The sequence below is a fragment of the Dyadobacter sp. HNCC25DJ183 genome, from assembly GCF_056895175.1.
In genome coordinates this window covers 228,580-246,630 of record NZ_JBXHAP010000009.1, presented here as the reverse complement: position 1 = coordinate 246,630, position 18,051 = coordinate 228,580, and the positions used below count along the sequence as shown (strand labels likewise).

At 48.2% G+C, this 18,051-nt stretch carries 14 protein-coding genes; 3 read left to right on the top strand and 11 right to left on the bottom strand.

Annotated elements, in window-relative coordinates; all coding sequences use genetic code 11:
- Positions 1–29 precede the first annotated feature (29 nt).
- From AC1XTG_RS22760 to AC1XTG_RS22740, 5 genes are all read right to left on the bottom strand, one after another.
- Positions 30–704: an RNA recognition motif domain-containing protein gene (locus AC1XTG_RS22760; RefSeq protein WP_056286214.1), complete on the bottom strand. Its 675-nt coding sequence runs from the start codon at positions 702–704 to the stop codon at positions 30–32.
- Positions 705–746: 42 nt separating this feature from the next.
- Positions 747–1,580, bottom strand: coding sequence for an SMP-30/gluconolactonase/LRE family protein (locus tag AC1XTG_RS22755; RefSeq protein WP_484843552.1), 834 nt, complete (start codon positions 1,578–1,580; stop codon positions 747–749).
- Between the two features lie 191 nt (positions 1,581–1,771).
- Positions 1,772–5,200: a 3-keto-alpha-glucoside-1,2-lyase-like domain-containing protein gene (locus AC1XTG_RS22750; protein WP_484843551.1), complete on the bottom strand. Its 3,429-nt coding sequence runs from the start codon at positions 5,198–5,200 to the stop codon at positions 1,772–1,774.
- A 77-nt stretch (positions 5,201–5,277) separates the two neighbouring features.
- Complete coding sequence (locus AC1XTG_RS22745; protein WP_484843550.1) at positions 5,278–6,552, bottom strand: Gfo/Idh/MocA family oxidoreductase; 1,275 nt, start codon at positions 6,550–6,552, stop codon at positions 5,278–5,280.
- 135 nt (positions 6,553–6,687) lie between these two features.
- The gene (locus AC1XTG_RS22740) at positions 6,688–8,247 is read right to left on the bottom strand and encodes an acyl-CoA carboxylase subunit beta (RefSeq protein WP_484843549.1); all 1,560 of its coding nucleotides are present in this window, start codon (positions 8,245–8,247) and stop codon (positions 6,688–6,690) included.
- 86 nt (positions 8,248–8,333) lie between these two features.
- Between AC1XTG_RS22740 and porQ the strand changes: the two genes are divergently transcribed.
- Positions 8,334–9,389, top strand: coding sequence for a type IX secretion system protein PorQ (porQ, locus tag AC1XTG_RS22735; protein WP_484843548.1), 1,056 nt, complete (start codon positions 8,334–8,336; stop codon positions 9,387–9,389).
- Here the strand turns inward: porQ and AC1XTG_RS22730 are convergent.
- Positions 9,386–10,882, bottom strand: coding sequence for an ATP-binding cassette domain-containing protein (locus AC1XTG_RS22730; protein WP_484843547.1), 1,497 nt, complete (start codon positions 10,880–10,882; stop codon positions 9,386–9,388). The two genes, porQ and AC1XTG_RS22730, sit on opposite strands and share 4 nt — an antisense overlap.
- Positions 10,883–10,993: 111 nt before the next feature.
- Complete coding sequence (locus AC1XTG_RS22725) at positions 10,994–11,479, bottom strand: type 1 glutamine amidotransferase domain-containing protein (protein ID WP_409012526.1); 486 nt, start codon at positions 11,477–11,479, stop codon at positions 10,994–10,996.
- A 124-nt stretch (positions 11,480–11,603) separates the two neighbouring features.
- Between AC1XTG_RS22725 and AC1XTG_RS22720 the strand changes: the two genes are divergently transcribed.
- Positions 11,604–11,762: a hypothetical protein gene (locus AC1XTG_RS22720; RefSeq protein WP_484843546.1), complete on the top strand. Its 159-nt coding sequence runs from the start codon at positions 11,604–11,606 to the stop codon at positions 11,760–11,762.
- Here AC1XTG_RS22720 and clpB read toward each other — a convergent pair.
- From clpB to pyrF, 3 genes are all read right to left on the bottom strand, one after another.
- Complete coding sequence (gene clpB, locus AC1XTG_RS22715) at positions 11,759–14,362, bottom strand: ATP-dependent chaperone ClpB (RefSeq protein ID WP_484843545.1); 2,604 nt, start codon at positions 14,360–14,362, stop codon at positions 11,759–11,761. The two genes, AC1XTG_RS22720 and clpB, sit on opposite strands and share 4 nt — an antisense overlap.
- 223 nt (positions 14,363–14,585) lie before the next feature.
- Entirely contained in the window at positions 14,586–15,815 is a 1,230-nt protein-coding gene (gene lysA / locus AC1XTG_RS22710) for a diaminopimelate decarboxylase (protein ID WP_484843544.1), read from the bottom strand.
- Positions 15,816–15,861: 46 nt separating this feature from the next.
- A complete protein-coding gene (gene pyrF / locus AC1XTG_RS22705) occupies positions 15,862–16,689 on the bottom strand; it encodes an orotidine-5'-phosphate decarboxylase (protein ID WP_484843543.1) in 828 nt (275 codons plus the stop codon).
- 101 nt (positions 16,690–16,790) lie between these two features.
- On the opposite strand from pyrF, the gene rfbC reads away from it, so the two are divergent.
- The gene (gene rfbC, locus AC1XTG_RS22700) at positions 16,791–17,342 is read left to right on the top strand and encodes a dTDP-4-dehydrorhamnose 3,5-epimerase (protein ID WP_056286189.1); all 552 of its coding nucleotides are present in this window, start codon (positions 16,791–16,793) and stop codon (positions 17,340–17,342) included.
- On the opposite strand, the gene AC1XTG_RS22695 is transcribed toward rfbC, so the two are convergent.
- Positions 17,343–18,023, bottom strand: coding sequence for a type 1 glutamine amidotransferase domain-containing protein (locus AC1XTG_RS22695; protein ID WP_484843542.1), 681 nt, complete (start codon positions 18,021–18,023; stop codon positions 17,343–17,345). It abuts the gene before it with no gap.
- Positions 18,024–18,051 lie beyond the last annotated feature (28 nt).

The window sequence follows — 18,051 nt, the reverse complement described above, 5'->3', positions numbered from 1 at the left end:
GCGGGCTTTTTTAATGCCATTATTAATGATTAATACCAGCTATCATCCTCGTCACGGTCTCCGAAGTGACGCTTGCTTCCGCCGCCGCCTTTCTTCGAAAACTCACCTCTTCCGTAACGACTGTCGATCTTAGCCTTGTTTCCTTGTCCGTTCCTGTCGCTATGCCCGCGGTCATTGCTGCCTGGCTTACGATCCTGGCTGCGGTACCTGTCATTGTTTCCGAAGCTGCTTCCACCGCCAGCAAAGCCACCGCCTCCGAAACTAGGTCCGGCAGCTGGTTTTTTTACTTCCTGATCGTCGTCGTCTTCGTCATCTATGCCACCAGTGCTGGTTTTTTCTCTTGCACCTGTGCTTCTGTTGTCGGTATCGTTGGGTCTTGGCCGGTTAAAGCCTTCTCTCTTAAAGTCAGATCTTGGGGCCGCGCTTCCTCCATAACTTCCGCCTGGTCCGCCCGGTCTTTGCTCTCTCTTCTGGGATTCGTTAACAACTAATGCCCTGCCATACATTTCCGCTCCATTCAACGAGTTGATTGCCAATCTCGCTTCGTTCTCATCGGGCATTTCAACAAACCCGAAGCCTTTGCTTTGACGTGTGATTTTGTCAATGATAATTTTCGCGGAGCTCACTTTTCCAAATTTTTCGAAAGCTTCACGCAGTTCGCTCTCCTTTAACTTAAAAGAAAGACTCCCAACAAAAATGTCCATGAAACGCCTGTTTATATTTGATTTTTAAGGTTATAAATATATTTATTTTAGCTGATAAGCGACAACATTGTTCTTCCCGAAAGTAGGCACGTAAACGACTTTTTTAGCAGCGTCGTAACCAATATCCGCAGAATTCGTTTTATCCGCGCTGGTATCGAGCAATTTCTCTGTGGTACCGTCTGCTTTTACATAATAAACCATTCCAGCCCAGCTCGATACAATGTACTCGCCTGGTTTTACCTGCTCTATTCCATCCGTACTTTTATCCATTCCTTCCGCAATAACGGAGATCTGTTTGGAAGAAGTGAGCTTTTTAAGTGAACCGCTGTCGGCAATAAGCAAATCTGTTCCTACTGCCAGCAATCCGTTTGGTCCGTTAAGTCCCTCGTAGTAGGTAGAAACCTGTCCGTCTTTGATCAAATGGACCTTCTTTGTGCTGGAATCTGAAATGTAAATATTGCCTTTCGAATCGATTGTCACATCGTTCAGGAACTGGGCGCCTTCAACAGTATGTTTCTTAACGATTTTACCCGACTTGATGTCAATTTCAACTACTTCCGTCACGTCTGCTACAAAAAGCCTGGATCCGTAAATGCCCATTCCTTTGGGTGCATTCAAGCCAGATACCCAGTCCGTAGCTACGATCTTTCCGTCAAGGCCCACTTTCGCAATACCTCCTTTACCATCTTTCTCCGCCGGCTTGCCGTCAATCAGTGCGACGTAAAGCAACTTATCCTGCTTACTGAAAAGTACAGATTCAGGAATAGGCAGCTTGGCTTCGGAAGACCAGATCTGGGTAAGAGAATGTTGCGCCTGGGAAGAAAATGCAAGTGCAGAGACTAGAATGGCACTTAAAGTGAGGTTTCTGGTTTTCATTTGTTTTAATTGACAAAAATGAACTAAGGTTTATATTAAATCAACCTTATCAAGGATGAAAGGATGGTTATTTACTTCTTCCTTATCCATTTTACGATCATTATACCAAAGCTAAATAAAAATGCCCACACTGATTAGTCTGGGCATTTTTTAAATTTTTTTCAAAAAAATCGGTGATGCTTATAACCGCCTCACTTTCTCTTTTTTCCTTTCTTCTTTTCTACCACCGGCGCAGCCTGCACTTTCGTGAGATCATTGATCCTGATATTCCTGAATTTAAGAGGAGAACCGTGACCCAGGAAGCCCAAATGCCCCGAAGTTCTTGCAAGTCCGGGATGTTCTTTATGGTCTGGCGTGCCGTTTTTACTTGCTTCCGCCAGGTCGCCGTCGACGATCACGGTTCCATTCAATGTAACCCTGATCTTGGAGCCCTGAACGCGCACTTCTTCGTAGTTCCATTCGCCCATCGGCTTCAAAAAGCCTCTTTTTGCAGGAATAATCCCGTAAGCGGATCCGTGGTACTGGTACTCTTTCAAATCTTTATAAATATCCGCATCGTTGTCCAGGATCTGGATTTCGGTACCTACGTAAGCTGCATCTCCCTGCATTGGCGTTCTGATACCCAGCCCGTTATTGGCGCCGGGAGTCAGCTGGAACTCAAAGCGGAATTCGAAGTCGCTGAACTCGTCTTTTGTATACAAATTCCCGCTTCCGCCTTTCTTAGGATCTACGACCAGCTCGCCGTTTTCAATGAAATAGTCGGTTTTGTTTCCTACCCATTCAAACAGGTTGGCTCCGTCAAAAAGCACTTTAAAGCCTTCCTTTTTCTCTTCGGCCGGCAAAACAAATTCGTTTCTCGGGATCTCACGCACATATACATCGCGGTAGTTGATCTGGTTTCCATGTGCCTGCAATTCGAGTTGTTCTTTGGCAAAAACAGGCAGGTTGCGGTCCCAGTAATTTTCGAGAACCACATTGTCGACTACATTTTCTCCATTCAAATCAACCGAAACGCGGTCGCCGATCATGGTAATGTGGAATGTATTCCAGTCTCCGATTGCATTATCCGCCAGCTTTGAAGGCTTGCTCGGGTTTTTCTGATTGTTATACAAACCGCCTGAACCCACCTGCGCGCCAACATCCACACGCGAAGTGTCCCAGATCTGAACCTGTGGGGTACCTCTCAGGTAAATGCCCGCGTCACCGTCTTTCTGGATTTTCCAATCCACATACATTTCAAAATCACCGTATTGTTTCACAGTGCAAAGGTTATCGCCATGTCCGGAGAAAACGAGTTCACCGTCTTTGGCATACCAGCCTTTTTTCATGATTTCATCCGCCTTGGCCTGTTTCGCCTTCAAAGTATCAGCGCTCATTTTGCCGCGTGCTACCGGATTTTCAACCAGCCCTTTCCAGCCTGACAGATCTTTTCCATTAAACAAAGACACAAATCCTTCACCGGCAGGCAGTTCAGACAAATGCTTTTTAATGGCTTCCAACTGGTAATCACCATCCTTCAATGCTGAAATTGCCTTGGTAATAACATCACGTACTTCGGTGCCATAAAAGTTTTTATTGGCCAATGCAATGCTCGTCACCGCTTGTGCAGCCGACTGGCGGGTTGCGGGCTGATCCAGGTATTTTCCGGCAAACAGCAGTGCATTGAAAGTCCGGTATCTTGCCAGCTCTTTCAAAATCGCCTCTTTCTGCGCGTCTGTCTTGGCTAAGCTCATCGCATCACGCAGCATTAACACTTTCACAGTAGGCGTTTTGGGAGACTTGGCAGCGGCGGATATGTAACCCGAGAATGCAGCTTCGAATTCAGCATTATCCGAAGTCTTTTTCGCGATAGCCAGCAATTCCCTGGCAGCACTTGCATCCGACCATGCAGCCAGCGAGCTGATGGCCATCTTTTTCATTTCTGCGTCCCCTTTTTCGTAAGAAGCCACAACAGACGATAATGCTTTTTTGCCGCCGATGGTTGCCAGCACAGGAAGGTAATTGGCCTGTTTGCCCGCAGACGCAGCTTGCATTTGTTTCAGAACCAGCTCAGTCTGGGAGTTGGTATCACCAGAGCCTTTCACTACCGCACTGATCGCCTGCTGTGTTGCTGTAATATCCGCGGGTGCTGTTTCAGTATTTAAAAGTGAAAAAAGCTGAGGCAGGTCTTTCGGTTCGGCAAGTGATTTTAGCGCTTCGAATGCCGATTTGTGTACGTCAGGATCTGTACTTTTTAATTGCGCCCATACAACCGCCAGTTTCGAGCTGGCTGCCCGTGCAGCCAAAACGTCGATCATCGCTGCCTTGGCAGGGTTGGGAAGTGCAGGCAATGCTTTGGCGATCTGATCCGTTAAACTGGCACCTTTAATGGTAAGCAGGCTGCTTTTTATAGTTTTGATCTCAGCCGCACTGGCTGTTTTGGATACATTGATCAAAGCTGGAACGCTGCTTTCCTGGCCGATTTTCCCGGCGGCCCATATCGCTGCACTTTTAACCCTGGTATCTTTTGATGTCAATGATTTCAGAATGGTGGGCAATGCGTCCTGTGAACCTGCGTGGCCAAGCATGGTAATAATCTCTGCCTGAACCTCCGGCTGCGCGCCCTTCATAGCTGAAAGCCAGGAAGCAGCTCCGTTCGCCATTAAATATTTCTGACCAAGCTTCAATGCCGCCGCACGGTATTCGGGATCAGTACTTTTCATTGCGCTGACAAGCGCAGGCACTGATTCGCGCTTTTTGCTATCCGCGTAAATTTTCAAGGCAGATGATCTTGTTGCTACCTGCTTGGGATCAGGCGTGTTTTTGATCAGTGCAAGTGCCGCTTTCTCAGCAATAGGCGCATTGCCAGTTTTTGCAAGATTGGCGAGGTATTTCAGGTAAACTGCGGTTGCGTCGCTTTCGTCGTAACCATACATCACTTTTTGCGCAGCCAGCATCAACAGCTGTTCCGAAGAAGGTACCGCAATTTCCGACAGGGCGTATAAACTAACCTTTCGTAATGCGAGATCTCCATTTGTCGCTGTTTTCTCGATTTCAGGAGCGGCTTCTTTGAATTTGGTATCACCTAGCGCCTCAATGATCGCGATGCGGGCTGCGCCTTTTGCATTGCCAAGTGCCTGGAACAATGCGCTGCCGGCTGCATTCGAGCCGTTTCTTGCCAGTGCACGGGCAGCCGGACCTGATAGTCGCTCGTCGCTGAGGTAAGATTTCAATGCCTCAACAGACTCATCTTTTCCGACTGTTTGCAGCTGATAAATCAGGAAGTTTTTGCTGTCCGGATCGTTAACCTTTCCGAGTGCTTCACTGTAAGCTTCTGAGGCCGCTTTTCTGGCAGTTTCCTTGCCAGCTTGCGAAGCATAGTAAGTAAAGCCGCCGAGTGCATACTGGATTTTGGTATTATCGCCTTTGCCGAGCGGAGTCAGCATGGAGGCAATCTGAACCAATGCGGGTTTGCCAAGCTGTTCGAGTTCCGTCATGTTTTTCTTCAACCCGGCCTCATTCTGAGCAGGTAACTTTGAAAAAATGACTTCGATCTGATTGGTAAGTGAGGCATTGGTCTGTGCGATCGTCTGCGAAGCAAGCAGGGACGATGCAACAATGGAGTATATAAATTTCTTCATGTTAGAGAAGCCGGTCACTCGGGCCGGCAGCATATATGATATTGGTTTCAGGAATCAGGATTTCGAAGTACCGTGTGTCAAATAGTCCACGGTCCCCGCATTGGCTGGTTGATCAGGCGGTTTGCTCCTTCATCGTCAATGAACTCCTGTTTTTCAGGGTCGAATTTCAGTGAGCGGCCCAGGCGAAGCGCAGCCAGTCCCATATTCACGATCGTGCAGGAACGGTGCCCGTTCTCCTCATTCAGCGCAAACTTCTTGCGGTTTTTGACGGCATCCACAAAGTCGGTAACCTGTGGCTCAGGATCCGGGAATGCGGCCAGTTTCTTTTCAAGATCCGGTATATCCGACTTGAAGTTCGGGTACAATTTGCCTTTCGGACCTTCGATATAGGCTACTTTCTCGTCCTTCGCTTCTCCGTCCAGAATGATCTGGCAACCATCTTCATAAGTATAGGTAATGCGACGCCAGGTACCTACTGCCTCCGTATGCTGCTGAGGTGCATCCACTTCCACGCTCACCGGGCTGGTATCGTCTTTGCCAAGGAAATACTGGATCGGGTCAAGGTAATGCTGGCCCATATCGCCAAGTCCGCCACCATCGTAATCCCAATATCCGCGGAAAGTCTGGTGAACGCGGTGCTCACTGTACGGTTTGTAGGGTGCAGGTCCGAGCCACATCTCGTAGTCGAGGTCTGCTGGTACGGGCTGGGGTGCGTTATTTGTTTTTCCTACCCAATAAAATTTCCAGTCAAAACCGGTATGCTTGCTTACTGTAACCTTCAATGGCCAGCCCAGCAAGCCGCTCTGTACCAATTTTTTAATAGGTTTAACTGGCGTGCGCATTCCGTAGAAATTATCTTCAAAGCGGAACCACGTATTTAGCCTGAAAATCCTTCCATGCTGCTGAACTGCCTCTACCAGTCGCTTTCCTTCGCCAATGGTACGCGTCATCGGTTTTTCACACCATACATCCTTGCCTGCACGCGCTGCGTCTGCTGCGATGATCCCGTGCCAGTGCGGCGGGGTAGCTACGTGTACAATATCCACTTCGGGAAGCTGGATCAGCTCGCGGTAGTCCGAGAAGGTTTTTACGCCTTTGTCGACCATGCTTACAGCAGTTGCAAGATGCTTTTTATCCACATCGCAGAGTGCTACTACTTTAGTTCCGGCATAAGGAATGTGGCCGCAGCCCATGGAGCCGGTACCTACAATAGCCTTGGTGAGCTGATCGCTCGGGGCAATGAAACCCTTGCCGAGCACGTGGCGGGGAACGATAGAAAACGTCGCTATCGTCGCAATGGAGCCTTTGATAAAGTTCCTTCTGGATGCAGAAGTACCTTTCTGTTCTTTCATTGATTAAGGTGATTTAGGAAGAAAATATACAAGTAAGGGGCTTCAATTTAGGTCAATAATCAGAAGAGACCAAAACTGCCGCCGGCTTTATAGGAATACGAACAGTATTTACCGGAATGTGAAAAGTCGGGTTTTTCAGAGCGGGATATTGCCGTGCTTTTTACGTGGCAGCACGTCCACTTTATTTTCGAGCATTTCAAAAGCCACGATGAGCTTTTCCCGGGTTTGTTCAGGGTAAATGACCTCGTCGATATAGCCCCGGTTGGCTGCGAGGTATGGATTTGCAAACTTTTCGGTGTACTCTGCTACCTTCTCGGCCAGCTTTTCCTGGGGGTTTTCAGACTGGGCAATATCCCGTTTGAAGATAATCTCCGCCGCGCCGCTTGCGCCCATCACGGCGATCTCTGCACTTGGCCACGCGAAGTTCATATCTGCACCAATGTGCTTGGAGTTCATCACATCGTAGGCGCCGCCGTAAGCTTTGCGTGTGATAACCGTAATGCGCGGCACTGTGGCTTCGCAAAACGCATACAGCAGCTTTGCGCCGTTTGTTATAATCGCATTCCATTCCTGGTCTGTTCCTGGCAGAAAGCCCGGTACATCTTCCAGTACCAGCAGGGGAATGTTGAAACTATCGCAAAAGCGCACAAACCGGGCTGCTTTTGTACTCGCGTGGATATCCAGCACACCGGCCAGTACCGCCGGCTGATTGGCGACAATACCAATGCTCCTTCCTGCGAGCCGGGCAAAACCCACTACGATATTCTCGGCAAAATGCTCGTGTACCTCCAAAAAGCTGTCAGCATCGGTAATTTCGAGAATGATCTCGCGCATATCGTAAGGCTGGTTGGAGCTGGGCGGGATGATGTTGTTCAATGTCGGCCTCACTTCATTTTGCACATCATAGTGCAGCCTGGGCGCGTCGTCCTCGCAGTTTTGAGGTACGTAGCTCAGCAGCTTCTTAATCGCCAGAAGGCATTCAACCTCATTGGGAGAAACAAAATGCGTTACGCCCGATTTGGAAGCGTGCGTCATCGCGCCGCCGAGTTCTTCGGAAGTTACCTCTTCGTGGGTGACGGTTTTAACCACATTCGGGCCTGTAACGAACATGTAGCTCGTATTTTCAACCATTAAAATGAAGTCCGTGATAGCAGGTGAATAAACAGCTCCGCCCGCGCACGGCCCCATTACCGCTGATATTTGCGGGATCACGCCCGAAGCAAGGGTATTTTTATAAAAGATATCGGCATAACCAGCCAGTGAAAGTACACCTTCCTGAATGCGTGCGCCGCCTGAGTCATTCAATCCGATCAATGGAGCCCCGTTCTTCATCGCCAGGTCCATCAGCTTGCAGATCTTTTCGGCATGCGTTTCTGATAATGAACCACCAAAAACGGTAAAATCCTGTGCAAAAACGTAGGTTAAGCGTCCATTGACCTTTCCATATCCGGTTACCACACCGTCACCGAGATAATGCTCTTTGTCCAGACCAAAATCGGTGCTGCGGTGCGTTACAAACTTTCCTATCTCCTGAAATGTACCTTCATCCACCAGAACCGCGATCCGTTCCCTCGCAGTGAGCTTGCCTTTCTGATGCTGGGCCGCGATCCTTTTTTCACCTCCACCCAGGTCAGCCTCAGCATTTTTCTTGTCTAACAATTCTTTTTCTGAATGGGAGGCTAAATCGGATTTCATGTAATACAGGCGATATAGTTACATTTGTTTTTGAACGGATTATAAATATAGCGGCATTTTACTGATTCGGGAAATTCTACTGACTTATGAGGGCGACTGGATGCCGGGCTTATCTGCTTGCATTATTTTTTCTGCTGATTCAATGGGCTGCACATGCGCAGCCAGCTGGCGGAAAAAGCCGGCTTGACTTTCTTGTTCTGCCATCGCAGGCAAAAAGTACCGCACTCGGCACGCATCATCTCACAGCTTCCGGTAATGATCCCGCCCTTTTTCTCCAAAATCCTGCATTACTGGATTCTTCCAAAAACGACAATGCATCAGTAAACCTGATGCCTTATCTGGCAGATACAAAGTTCCTGAACCTGGCTTATGCACATCGGTCGGGCAAAGCTGTAAATGGTACCTGGGCGGTAGGATTGCAATACCTGAACTACGGTACAATGCAGGAAACAGACAATCTGGGGAATGTAATAGGGGAGTTCAGAGCAGCTGATTACGGGATTTCGGCAGGATATGGACACACCATGGGTGCTTTTTCAGTTGGGGGTACCTTAAAGCTGGTGGGTGCTGCCGTGGAAACTTACCAGACCTGGGGCGCTGCTTTTGACTGGGGCGCATTGTTCAGGCATCCGCAGGAAGATTTTACCGTCGGGTTTGTCGTTAAAAACATCGGGTTTTTAAAACAAAACTACAATGGAGCTACCGAGCCTGTATTGCCGCTCGATATCCGGGTGGGCGCTACCTTCAAACCCGAGTATATGCCCGTCAGGATCTCGCTTACTGCGCATCATCTCAACAGGTTCGATATGGTTTATAACGATCCCGCGCTTTTTTACACTTACGATATCAATGGAAATAAGCTGCCAAGAAAAGTCGGTATCGCCGAAAAGCTTGGCCGGCACCTGTCACTTGGCGCTGAGGCTTTGGTACACAAAAATTTCAGGTTGTTACTGGGTTATGATCACTTGCGAAGACAGGAATTGAGGTTATCCGACAAGGCTGCATTGGCGGGTTTCTCCTTCGGCTTCTGGCTCAGGGTCAAACGGTTTGAAGTCTCTTATGGTCGTGGGCAGTATGTGCCGGGTTTTGGCAGCAGCTCGCTTTCCATTGTAATGAATGTGAAAAAAGGCTTCGCAGACTAGTTCGCAACAACAACTCCCTTTTCCAGTTTCAAAAATCGGGTTACGCAGGAAGGAATTTCGTGTGCGTAATGCGACACATAGATCAAAGTCCGGTCGGGCGTATCACAAACTGCATCTACAACGGACTTGAAGTAGTCGATCGCATCGCTGTCAAGTCCCTGGCAGGGTTCGTCGAGGATCAATAGGGGCGGGTTTTTAACAAGCGCCCGCGCCAGCAGCACCATTCTTTGCTGACCTTTTGATAATTGTGAAAAATCCTTTTCCACCAGTTTTCCTACGTGCAGCAACTCTGCTACCTGATGTACCCTATTAATTTGTTGCTCCGTCAGCTTCTTGAAAAACACGCCTGTTGCGTCGAAAAAACCCGAAGCGATGGTTTTGAAAACGGTTGTGTTGCGAGGGAAATACAGATGCAGCTCCGGCGAAACGTGCCCGATCTTCTGCTTGATATCCCAGATAGAAGCGCCTGCGCCACCTCTTTTCTTGTCAAAAAGATCAAAATCATTAGCAAAACGCTGTGGGTTATCTGCCGTAATGATGCTCAATAACGTTGATTTTCCTGATCCGTTCGCGCCTGACAATGCCCACTTTTCTCCTTTTGCTACTTTCCAGTTTACATTGTCCAGGATCAGGTCGGAGCCGTACTTAACCCGGATATTGCGTAAGTCAAATGCATGCCGGAAGTCTGTAAATGTAGGAGTGCCCAATGCCGCAAGACTTTCGGCTGTGGGTTTGGGCTGAGATGGTCCGGAGGTATTTACATGAAATTCTGCAACCGGCTTTTTAGAGGCAATTTTACCGGCATTCAATTCCAGTACGTGCGTAATGCAGCGTGGGATCTCGGTTGCGGTAGTCGCCATAATAATGGAGATACCTTGCTGCGAAAGCTGCGTTAACGCATTGCGCAGCACTTCCCTTGAATGTACATCCAGGCCGCTGAATGCATTGTCCAGCAACAGTATCCTGGGCTTTTTCAAAAGCGATTTTGCAAGAAGCATTCGTCTGGTTTCGCCATTCGAAAGCGTTACGAAAGGATGATCCAGTAAATGCGTGAGGGAAAGCAGTTCTGCAACCCTTTGCAGTTCTTCTTCGCTCACGGAAGAAGGTTTCAGCTGCACTGATTTTTCATCGATCGTACCCACGGGTTTGAGCTGATCTGTCAAAACCGCCCGCAATGTAGGTGCTCGTTCAGCTTCGTAGGCGTGGAAACGCTGCTGGTAATATTCGGCGCCTGCATTTACAATACGGTTGAAAGAGTAGTCATTGGAAGCAAGTTCCACTGTTTCGCGTAGTGGCTCACTCCATCCGTAGCTGATCTTGCCGGAGAGTACCGGCCATTTGCCCGCAATCACTTCAAGCAGAATCGTCTTACCTGCGCCATTAGGTCCGGTAACCGCCCAATTTTCACCGGTTTCTATATTCCAGTTAACAGCTGATAAAACTTCGGTATCGTATTTTCGAACGGAAACGTCTTGAAGAAGAACTACGGACATGAGCAATTGCGTACTTGATTGGTGCGCAAAGATTACAACTTTGGCCGTAAATGGAAACAAAAAAAGCACTCCTGGCGGAATGCTTTGCGGTTTATAGCCTGCGAATGAATGCTATTGGTGCACTTCCAGATTGAACTCCTTGATCATTGCGGTCGTGAATGCAGACAGGTCGTCGGTAGTGCGGCTGGTTACCAGTCCATTGTTGGTCACCACTTCCTGGTCGATCCAGATAGCCCCTGCATTTTCCAGATCATGGCGGATTGAAACGTAGGAAGTGAGCGTGCGGCCGATCACCACATCCGCGTCAATGAGGATCTGCGGACCGTGACAGATAGCTGCCACAGGTTTTCCATTTACAAAAAATGAACGCACAAATTCAATCGCTTTCTGATTGATTCGTAAAATGTCCATTCCCATTACTCCGCCGGGGATCAGGAGTGCATCATAGTATTCAGGCCGCGCTAGCTGCAGCGGCACATTTACCTTGTATTTTTCACCCCAATCGAGGTGGCTCCATCCCCTTACATTGTCTTTATTTGGGGAGATCAGGTGGGTTGTTGCTCCCATTTGATCTAGGACTTTTCTGGGACAGGCCATTTCGACCTGTTCGAATCCGTCTGCAACAAGAATTGCGACTTTTATTGAATTGAGCGGCTGTAACATGGAATTTTGATGTGGATGAAAGGGTTAGATTATTTAACTATTTAATTGCACAAAAATTATGCCAATCTGGTTATATGCCTTTCAATCTGATTTCAATAATTGGGCGTCGCTCCTGCTACCCACGTGGGGAAAAGTGCGTTCGCAGTTCGCAAGGGGCACAAACAACAAGAGCGACCCGAAAGTCGCTCTTGCATTTTATAACTATTCCTGGATTTAGATCTCTACGCCACCTACGTTTTCAAAGACTAGTTCACCCTGTGCATTCAGCTCCATCATGATCACTGCATCCTTGGCAACCTCGCCACCCAACATCCCTTTTGAAAGCTCATTCAGGATCCTTCTCTGAAGTACACGTTTCAGTGGGCGGGCACCGAATGCGGGGTCAAAACCGTCTTCACCAAGCTTGGTAAGCGCTTCATCCGTAGCTTCCAATGTGATTCCCTGCTCTTGCAGCATCCGTTGAATTCCTTTGAACTGGATATCCACAATCTTACGGATGTTTTTCATTGTCAGAGGTTCAAACAGCACAATCTCGTCTATCCTGTTCAGGAACTCAGGTCTTACCGAAGCTTTCAGCAGGTCAAGAACCGCCTGTTTTGCTTCTTCCACCACCAGCGTATGGTTCCAGCCTTCGTCTTCGGCAAATTTTTCCTGTATCAGGTGGCTGCCAATGTTGGAAGTCATGATAATGATCGTGTTTTTGAAGTTTGCAACGCGACCTTTGTTATCAGTTAACCTACCTTCATCCAGTACCTGCAGCAGGATGTTCCACACATCAGGATGTCCTTTTTCGATCTCATCCAGCAAAATCACGCTATATGGTTTCCTGCGGACTGCTTCGGTGAGCTGGCCACCTTCGTCGTAGCCCACATATCCCGGAGGCGCACCCACCAGCCTGCTTACGGCGTGGCGTTCCTGGTACTCGCTCATATCAATGCGCACCATTGCATTCTCGTCGTTGAACAGGTACTCTGCAAGCGTTTTTGCCAGCTCTGTTTTACCAACACCGGTCGGTCCAAGGAAAAGGAAGCTACCGATCGGGCGTTTGGCATCCTGCAAACCGGCGCGGCTTCTTCTTACTGCATCAGATACCACCCCGATCGCCTCTTCCTGTCCGGCCACGCGCTGGTGCAAATGTGCTTCCAGCTGGAGTAGCTTCTCACGGTCGCTCTGAAGCATTTTGCTTACGGGAATACCAGTCCATTTCGCCACTACTTCGGCGATATCTTCGGGCCTGATCTCTTCCTGCATCAGGCTTTCTGCATTCTCGGAATTTTGAAGGTCGGTCAGTTTTTGCTGTACTTCCGGGATGCGGCCGTAACGTATCTCCGCTACTTTTCCGAAATCCCCGGCGCGTTCTGCCTGTTCTGCTTCAAGGCGCAGCTGTTCGCTTTGCTCTTTTAGCGCCCTGACTTCATTTACCTTGCCTTTTTCATTCTCCCATTGTGCTTTCAAAGTATTCCGTTCTTCACTGAGATCGGCTATTTCCCTGTTCAGCACAGTTTCTTTATCCTTGTTATTTTCCCTCCTGATCGCCTCGCGCTCAATTTCCAGCTGCATAATGCGGCGGTTCAGCTCGTCGAGCTCTTCAGGAACGCTGTCCATTTCAAGCCGCAATTTGGAAGCAGCTTCGTCCATTAAGTCGATCGCCTTGTCAGGCAGGAAGCGGTCGCTGATATACCGGTTTGAAAGCTCCACAGCAGCAATAACGGCATCGTCCTGAATGCGCACACCGTGGTGCAGTTCGTATTTTTCCTTGATACCCCTCAGAATGCTGATCGCGTCAGGGATATTAGGTTCGTCCACCATTACTGCCTGGAAGCGGCGTTCCAGCGCTTTGTCTTTCTCTACATACTTCTGATACTCTTTCAATGTAGTGGCGCCAATTGCGTGCAGTTCGCCTCTTGCCAGCGCGGGTTTCAGCAGGTTGGCTGCGTCCATTGCACTTTCACCGCCACCGCCTGCACCGATCAGGGTATGTATCTCGTCAATGAAGAGCACGATTTCTCCTTCGGAGTCGGTTACCTCCTTGATTACTGCTTTCAGACGTTCTTCAAATTCACCTTTGTACTTGGCGCCGGCGATCAGTAGACCCATATCCAGGGACACAATCGTTTTCGATTTAAGGTTTTCGGGAACATCGCCCTGCACAATCCGCTGGGCCAGACCTTCTACGATCGCCGTTTTACCAACACCGGGCTCACCGAGCAGGATCGGGTTGTTTTTAGTACGTCGACTCAATATTTGTAAAACGCGCCTGATCTCTTCATCGCGGCCGATAACCGGGTCGATCTTGCCAGCTTTGGCCAGTTCGTTCAAATTTTTGCTATACCGTTCCAAAGACCGGTATTTAGCTTCTGCATTTTGATCTTTCACGGGATTGTTTTTTCCTCTAAGTTCTTTAATCGCATTAATCAGCTTCTTCTCCTCAAACCCAAGCTCCTTCATCATATTTGCCGTGGCATCTTTTCCGCTCAGGATACCGAGCACCAGCAGTTCTATACTGATGAATTCGTCGCCAAATTCTTTAAGGTAATTCTGTGCTTTTCCACTGGCTGCGGCCATATCATTTCCCAGATAAGGCTGGCCTCCACTCACGCGGGGATAACCGTCTAGGATCTTTTGAAGGCGGTTGTTCAATACTTCCGAGCTGATGTTCAGCTTGTTGAGCAGGAACAGCGACGTATTAGGGTCCTCTTCCAGAATCGCTTTCAGCACGTGGCCGGTTTCAATCGCTTGCTGCTGATTGCCCTGGGCCATTTGTGCAGCATGCTGAATAATCTCCTGCGCTTTGATGGTATATTGGTTAAAATTCATGGCGTTGATTTCTTTGTAATTGATACAACCTGATTACGAAAAATCATGTGCCGGAACTTAAAATCGGAAATTTTGGCATTGAAAATGTTAAACTCTGTAAAAAGCAGACATTCTGTCAATGTAGCTGATGTTTTGCAGGTAACAAGCGCTTTAAACTGTGTCAATACCAGGGCAAAATAAAAGCTGCCTTTTGAGGGGCAGCTTTTATTTTATAATCAATGATTTAAAGGTCAGTTTGCGTTTTCAGCAGGTCTTCGAGCGTTTCCCGCCTTCTTACCAGTTTGGCCTCTCCATTGTCTACCAGCACTTCGGCCGGCCTGACACGCGCATTGTAATTAGAGCTCATCGTCATTCCATAAGCGCCCGCATTCAGGAATGCAAGTACATCGCCGGGGCGCACTTCGGGCAGCTCGCGATCAGTTGCAAATGTGTCGGTCTCGCAAATGTAACCTACTACATTGTACTGCTTAGGCTCGCCGTTTGGATTGGAAAGATTCAGAATGTGATGGTAAGATCCGTACATCATCGGGCGGATCAGGTGATTAAGTCCAGAATCTACATGCACGAAATTGCGCGCAGGATCCTCCTTCACTACTGTCGTTTTCACCAATAGATAGCCTGACTCACTCACAAGAAATTTCCCGGGTTCAAACCACAATTGGAGCTCGCGGCCGTATTCCTTGCAGAAGTTCCGGAAACGTTCTGAAATGTTTTTACCCAAAAGCGCCATATCCGTCACCGCGTCGCCGGGCAGGTAAGAAACCTTGAATCCGCCGCCCAGATCTATTACCTGCAGATCAGGGAAATGCTTGGCAGTTTCAAAAAGAATGTCAGCTACTTTCAGGAAAGGTTCTGCGTCCTTGATATCGGAGCCGGTATGCTGGTGCAGACCAATGATTTTGATATCGTATTTCTTAACAACTTCAAGTATCTGATCGAGCAGCAAAACGGAGATACCAAACTTGGAATCCGTGTGTGCTGTCATGATTTTCGCATTGCCGCCCGCAGCTACATTGGGTTTAATGCGAATCAGGCAGGGTTTGGTGTTCCCGTAAGTTTGCCCGAACCATTCCAGCAGCGGGATACTGTCCACATTGACAATAGCACCGGCGTCAACTGCCGCTTTGACTTCCTCAAATGGTACACCGCTCGGAGTAAAAGTGACCTGGCTGGCTGTGTAGCCGGCTATCAATCCCATTTCCAGCTCTCCCGGTGAAACCACATCGAGTTCTACGCCGATTGATCGCATCAGGCGAAGGATAGCGAGGTTGGTGTTGGCTTTGCAGGCATACTTGATCTTCATGTTGACGCCCGCAAATGCCTCCTGCAATTCGCGCGCTTTCCGGCGGATTGTCCCGCCATCATATAAGTAAAGCGGACTTCCGTAAGTGTTCAGAAGTTCTGCCGGATCAATTTCCTGAATTGAAAATGTATTTTGTTCTGCGACTTGCATTGAATGAGCTATGGAAAAGGATTTCTGATTGGTGTAGTCGGGGCGGTTATTTGCAATATATATCAAGATAAGCGGCCATTTCCTTTTGAATGGACTCTGCTTCCTGTTTTGCTTTTTGTGCAAAATCCCTATCGTTGCCTGCGTAAATGATGCTTCTCGATGCATTGACGAGCAAGCCGCAACTGCTGTTCATTCCAAATCTGGAAACTTCTTCCAGGTTTCCTCCCTGCGCGCCTACGCCAGGCACGAGCAGGAAGTGATCGGGAACAATGGTGCGTATTTTCTCAAATTCCGCAGCTTGGGTGGCGCCTACCACATACATGATCTTGTCTGGTCCGCCCCATTCCTGCGAGGTTTTCAATACCTGCTTAAACAATGCGGTGCCGCCAACTTCCAGTCGCTGAAAATCAGAACTGCCTGAATTGGAGGTTAATGCAAGAAGGATAACCCATTTATTTTCATATTCCAGGAACGGGATTACCGAGTCGCTGCCCATGTAAGGAGCTACTGTCACCGAGTCGAAGTTCAACCCGGAGGAGTTTGGGTCAAAGAATGTCCGGGCGTACAAGCCGGAAGTATTCCCGATATCCCCGCGCTTTGCATCTGCGATTGTAAAGTGGGATTCCGGAATGTATTCCAGTGTTTTTTGCAGGCTTTCCCATCCTTTTGCACCCATTGCTTCATAAAAAGCAATGTTTGGTTTGTAAGAGACACAGTAGTCAGCAGTTGCGTCAATGATCTGTTTGTTGAATTCAAATACTGGATCAGCGCTTTGGTGAAGGTGTGAAGGGATCTTGCGGATGTCAGTATCCAGGCCCACGCAGAGGTAGGTTTTCTTGGATAGTATCTGCTCGGACAGTTCGTTATAGGTCATGTTTCGGGAAATATTGCGGCGAAATTACAACGTCTGACAATAGATTCATAAATTTGCCTGACAATAAGCTCGCATCCATAATTACTAAGAACAAGATTTTCATGCATATTCGAGAAACATCCATTTCCGGTTTAGTAGAGATTTTCCCACGCATTTTCGAAGATGAAAGAGGGATGTTTTTTGAGTCTTTCAACAAACAGGTTTTTGAAAATCTGGGATTGCCGACCCACTTTGTTCAGGATAATCAATCATTCTCGAAGAAAGGTGTTGTGAGAGGTTTGCATTTCCAGAATGAACCGTTTGCGCAGGGCAAGCTGGTGAGGGTGATATCAGGGATTGTTTTGGATGTGGCTGTTGATATCCGTCCGGATTCCCCAACTTTCGGCCAGTATGAGATATTCGAGCTTCGCGGCGATAAAAACAACTTTGCCTACATTCCGGAGGGTTTTGCGCACGGGTTCGCTGCTGTGGAAGACGCGATATTCAGCTACAAATGCACCAACATATACAATAAGCAGGCAGAGTCAGGGATATTGTGGAATGATCCGGACCTGAACATCAACTGGGGTGTCAGCAACCCGAATGTATCTGAGAAAGATCTGGTATTGCCTACACTCAGATCGCTTTTTCCTGATAAAGTGATCAGCGCCTGATCATTTTTCAAATAGTTCTTCCAGCGCTTTTGAAGCAATTTTTTTAGCTGAGCTTGGGTTCTGTCCGGTAATCAGCCGCTCATCCATTTCAATGAATTCCATAAATGGGATCATTGATTTGGTATAATGCGCGCCGCCTTCTTTGAGCTTGTCTTCCAGGTAAAAAGGTACTTCGCTGACAAAGCTCATCAGCGTTTCTTCCATATTTGAAATGCCTGTCAGGTATTTATCGCGGATCAACTCCGTTCCGTCCGAAAGTTTCACATTCAAAAGCGCACAAACGCCGTGGCTCACCGCCGCAATCATGCCATTATGTTCGTAGACGGATCGGATAATGGCCTGTAATGCAGCATTTTCGGTGAAATCCCACATTGCTCCGTGACCGCCGGTGAAGTAAACAAGACGGTAGTCGGAAGTATGGACCTGCTCGGGGCGAAGTGAATTTTGAAGTTTGTCCCGAAAGTCTTTATCGTGCCAGTAGCGCGCATTGCATTCATCTTTCAGGTCAAAGCTCCTTTCATCAATAGGAATGTTGCCTCCCGCCGGACTGGCAAAATCCATCAGAATGCGCCTCTTTACCATTACATCATAAAAGTGCGTCAGCTCGCTCAGCCACAATCCGGTCTTTGTCGGCTTGGTGGGATAGCTTGCGTGATTTGTACAGATGATCAGGACTTTCATGGCGGCAGCGTGGATGGTTACTGCGCGA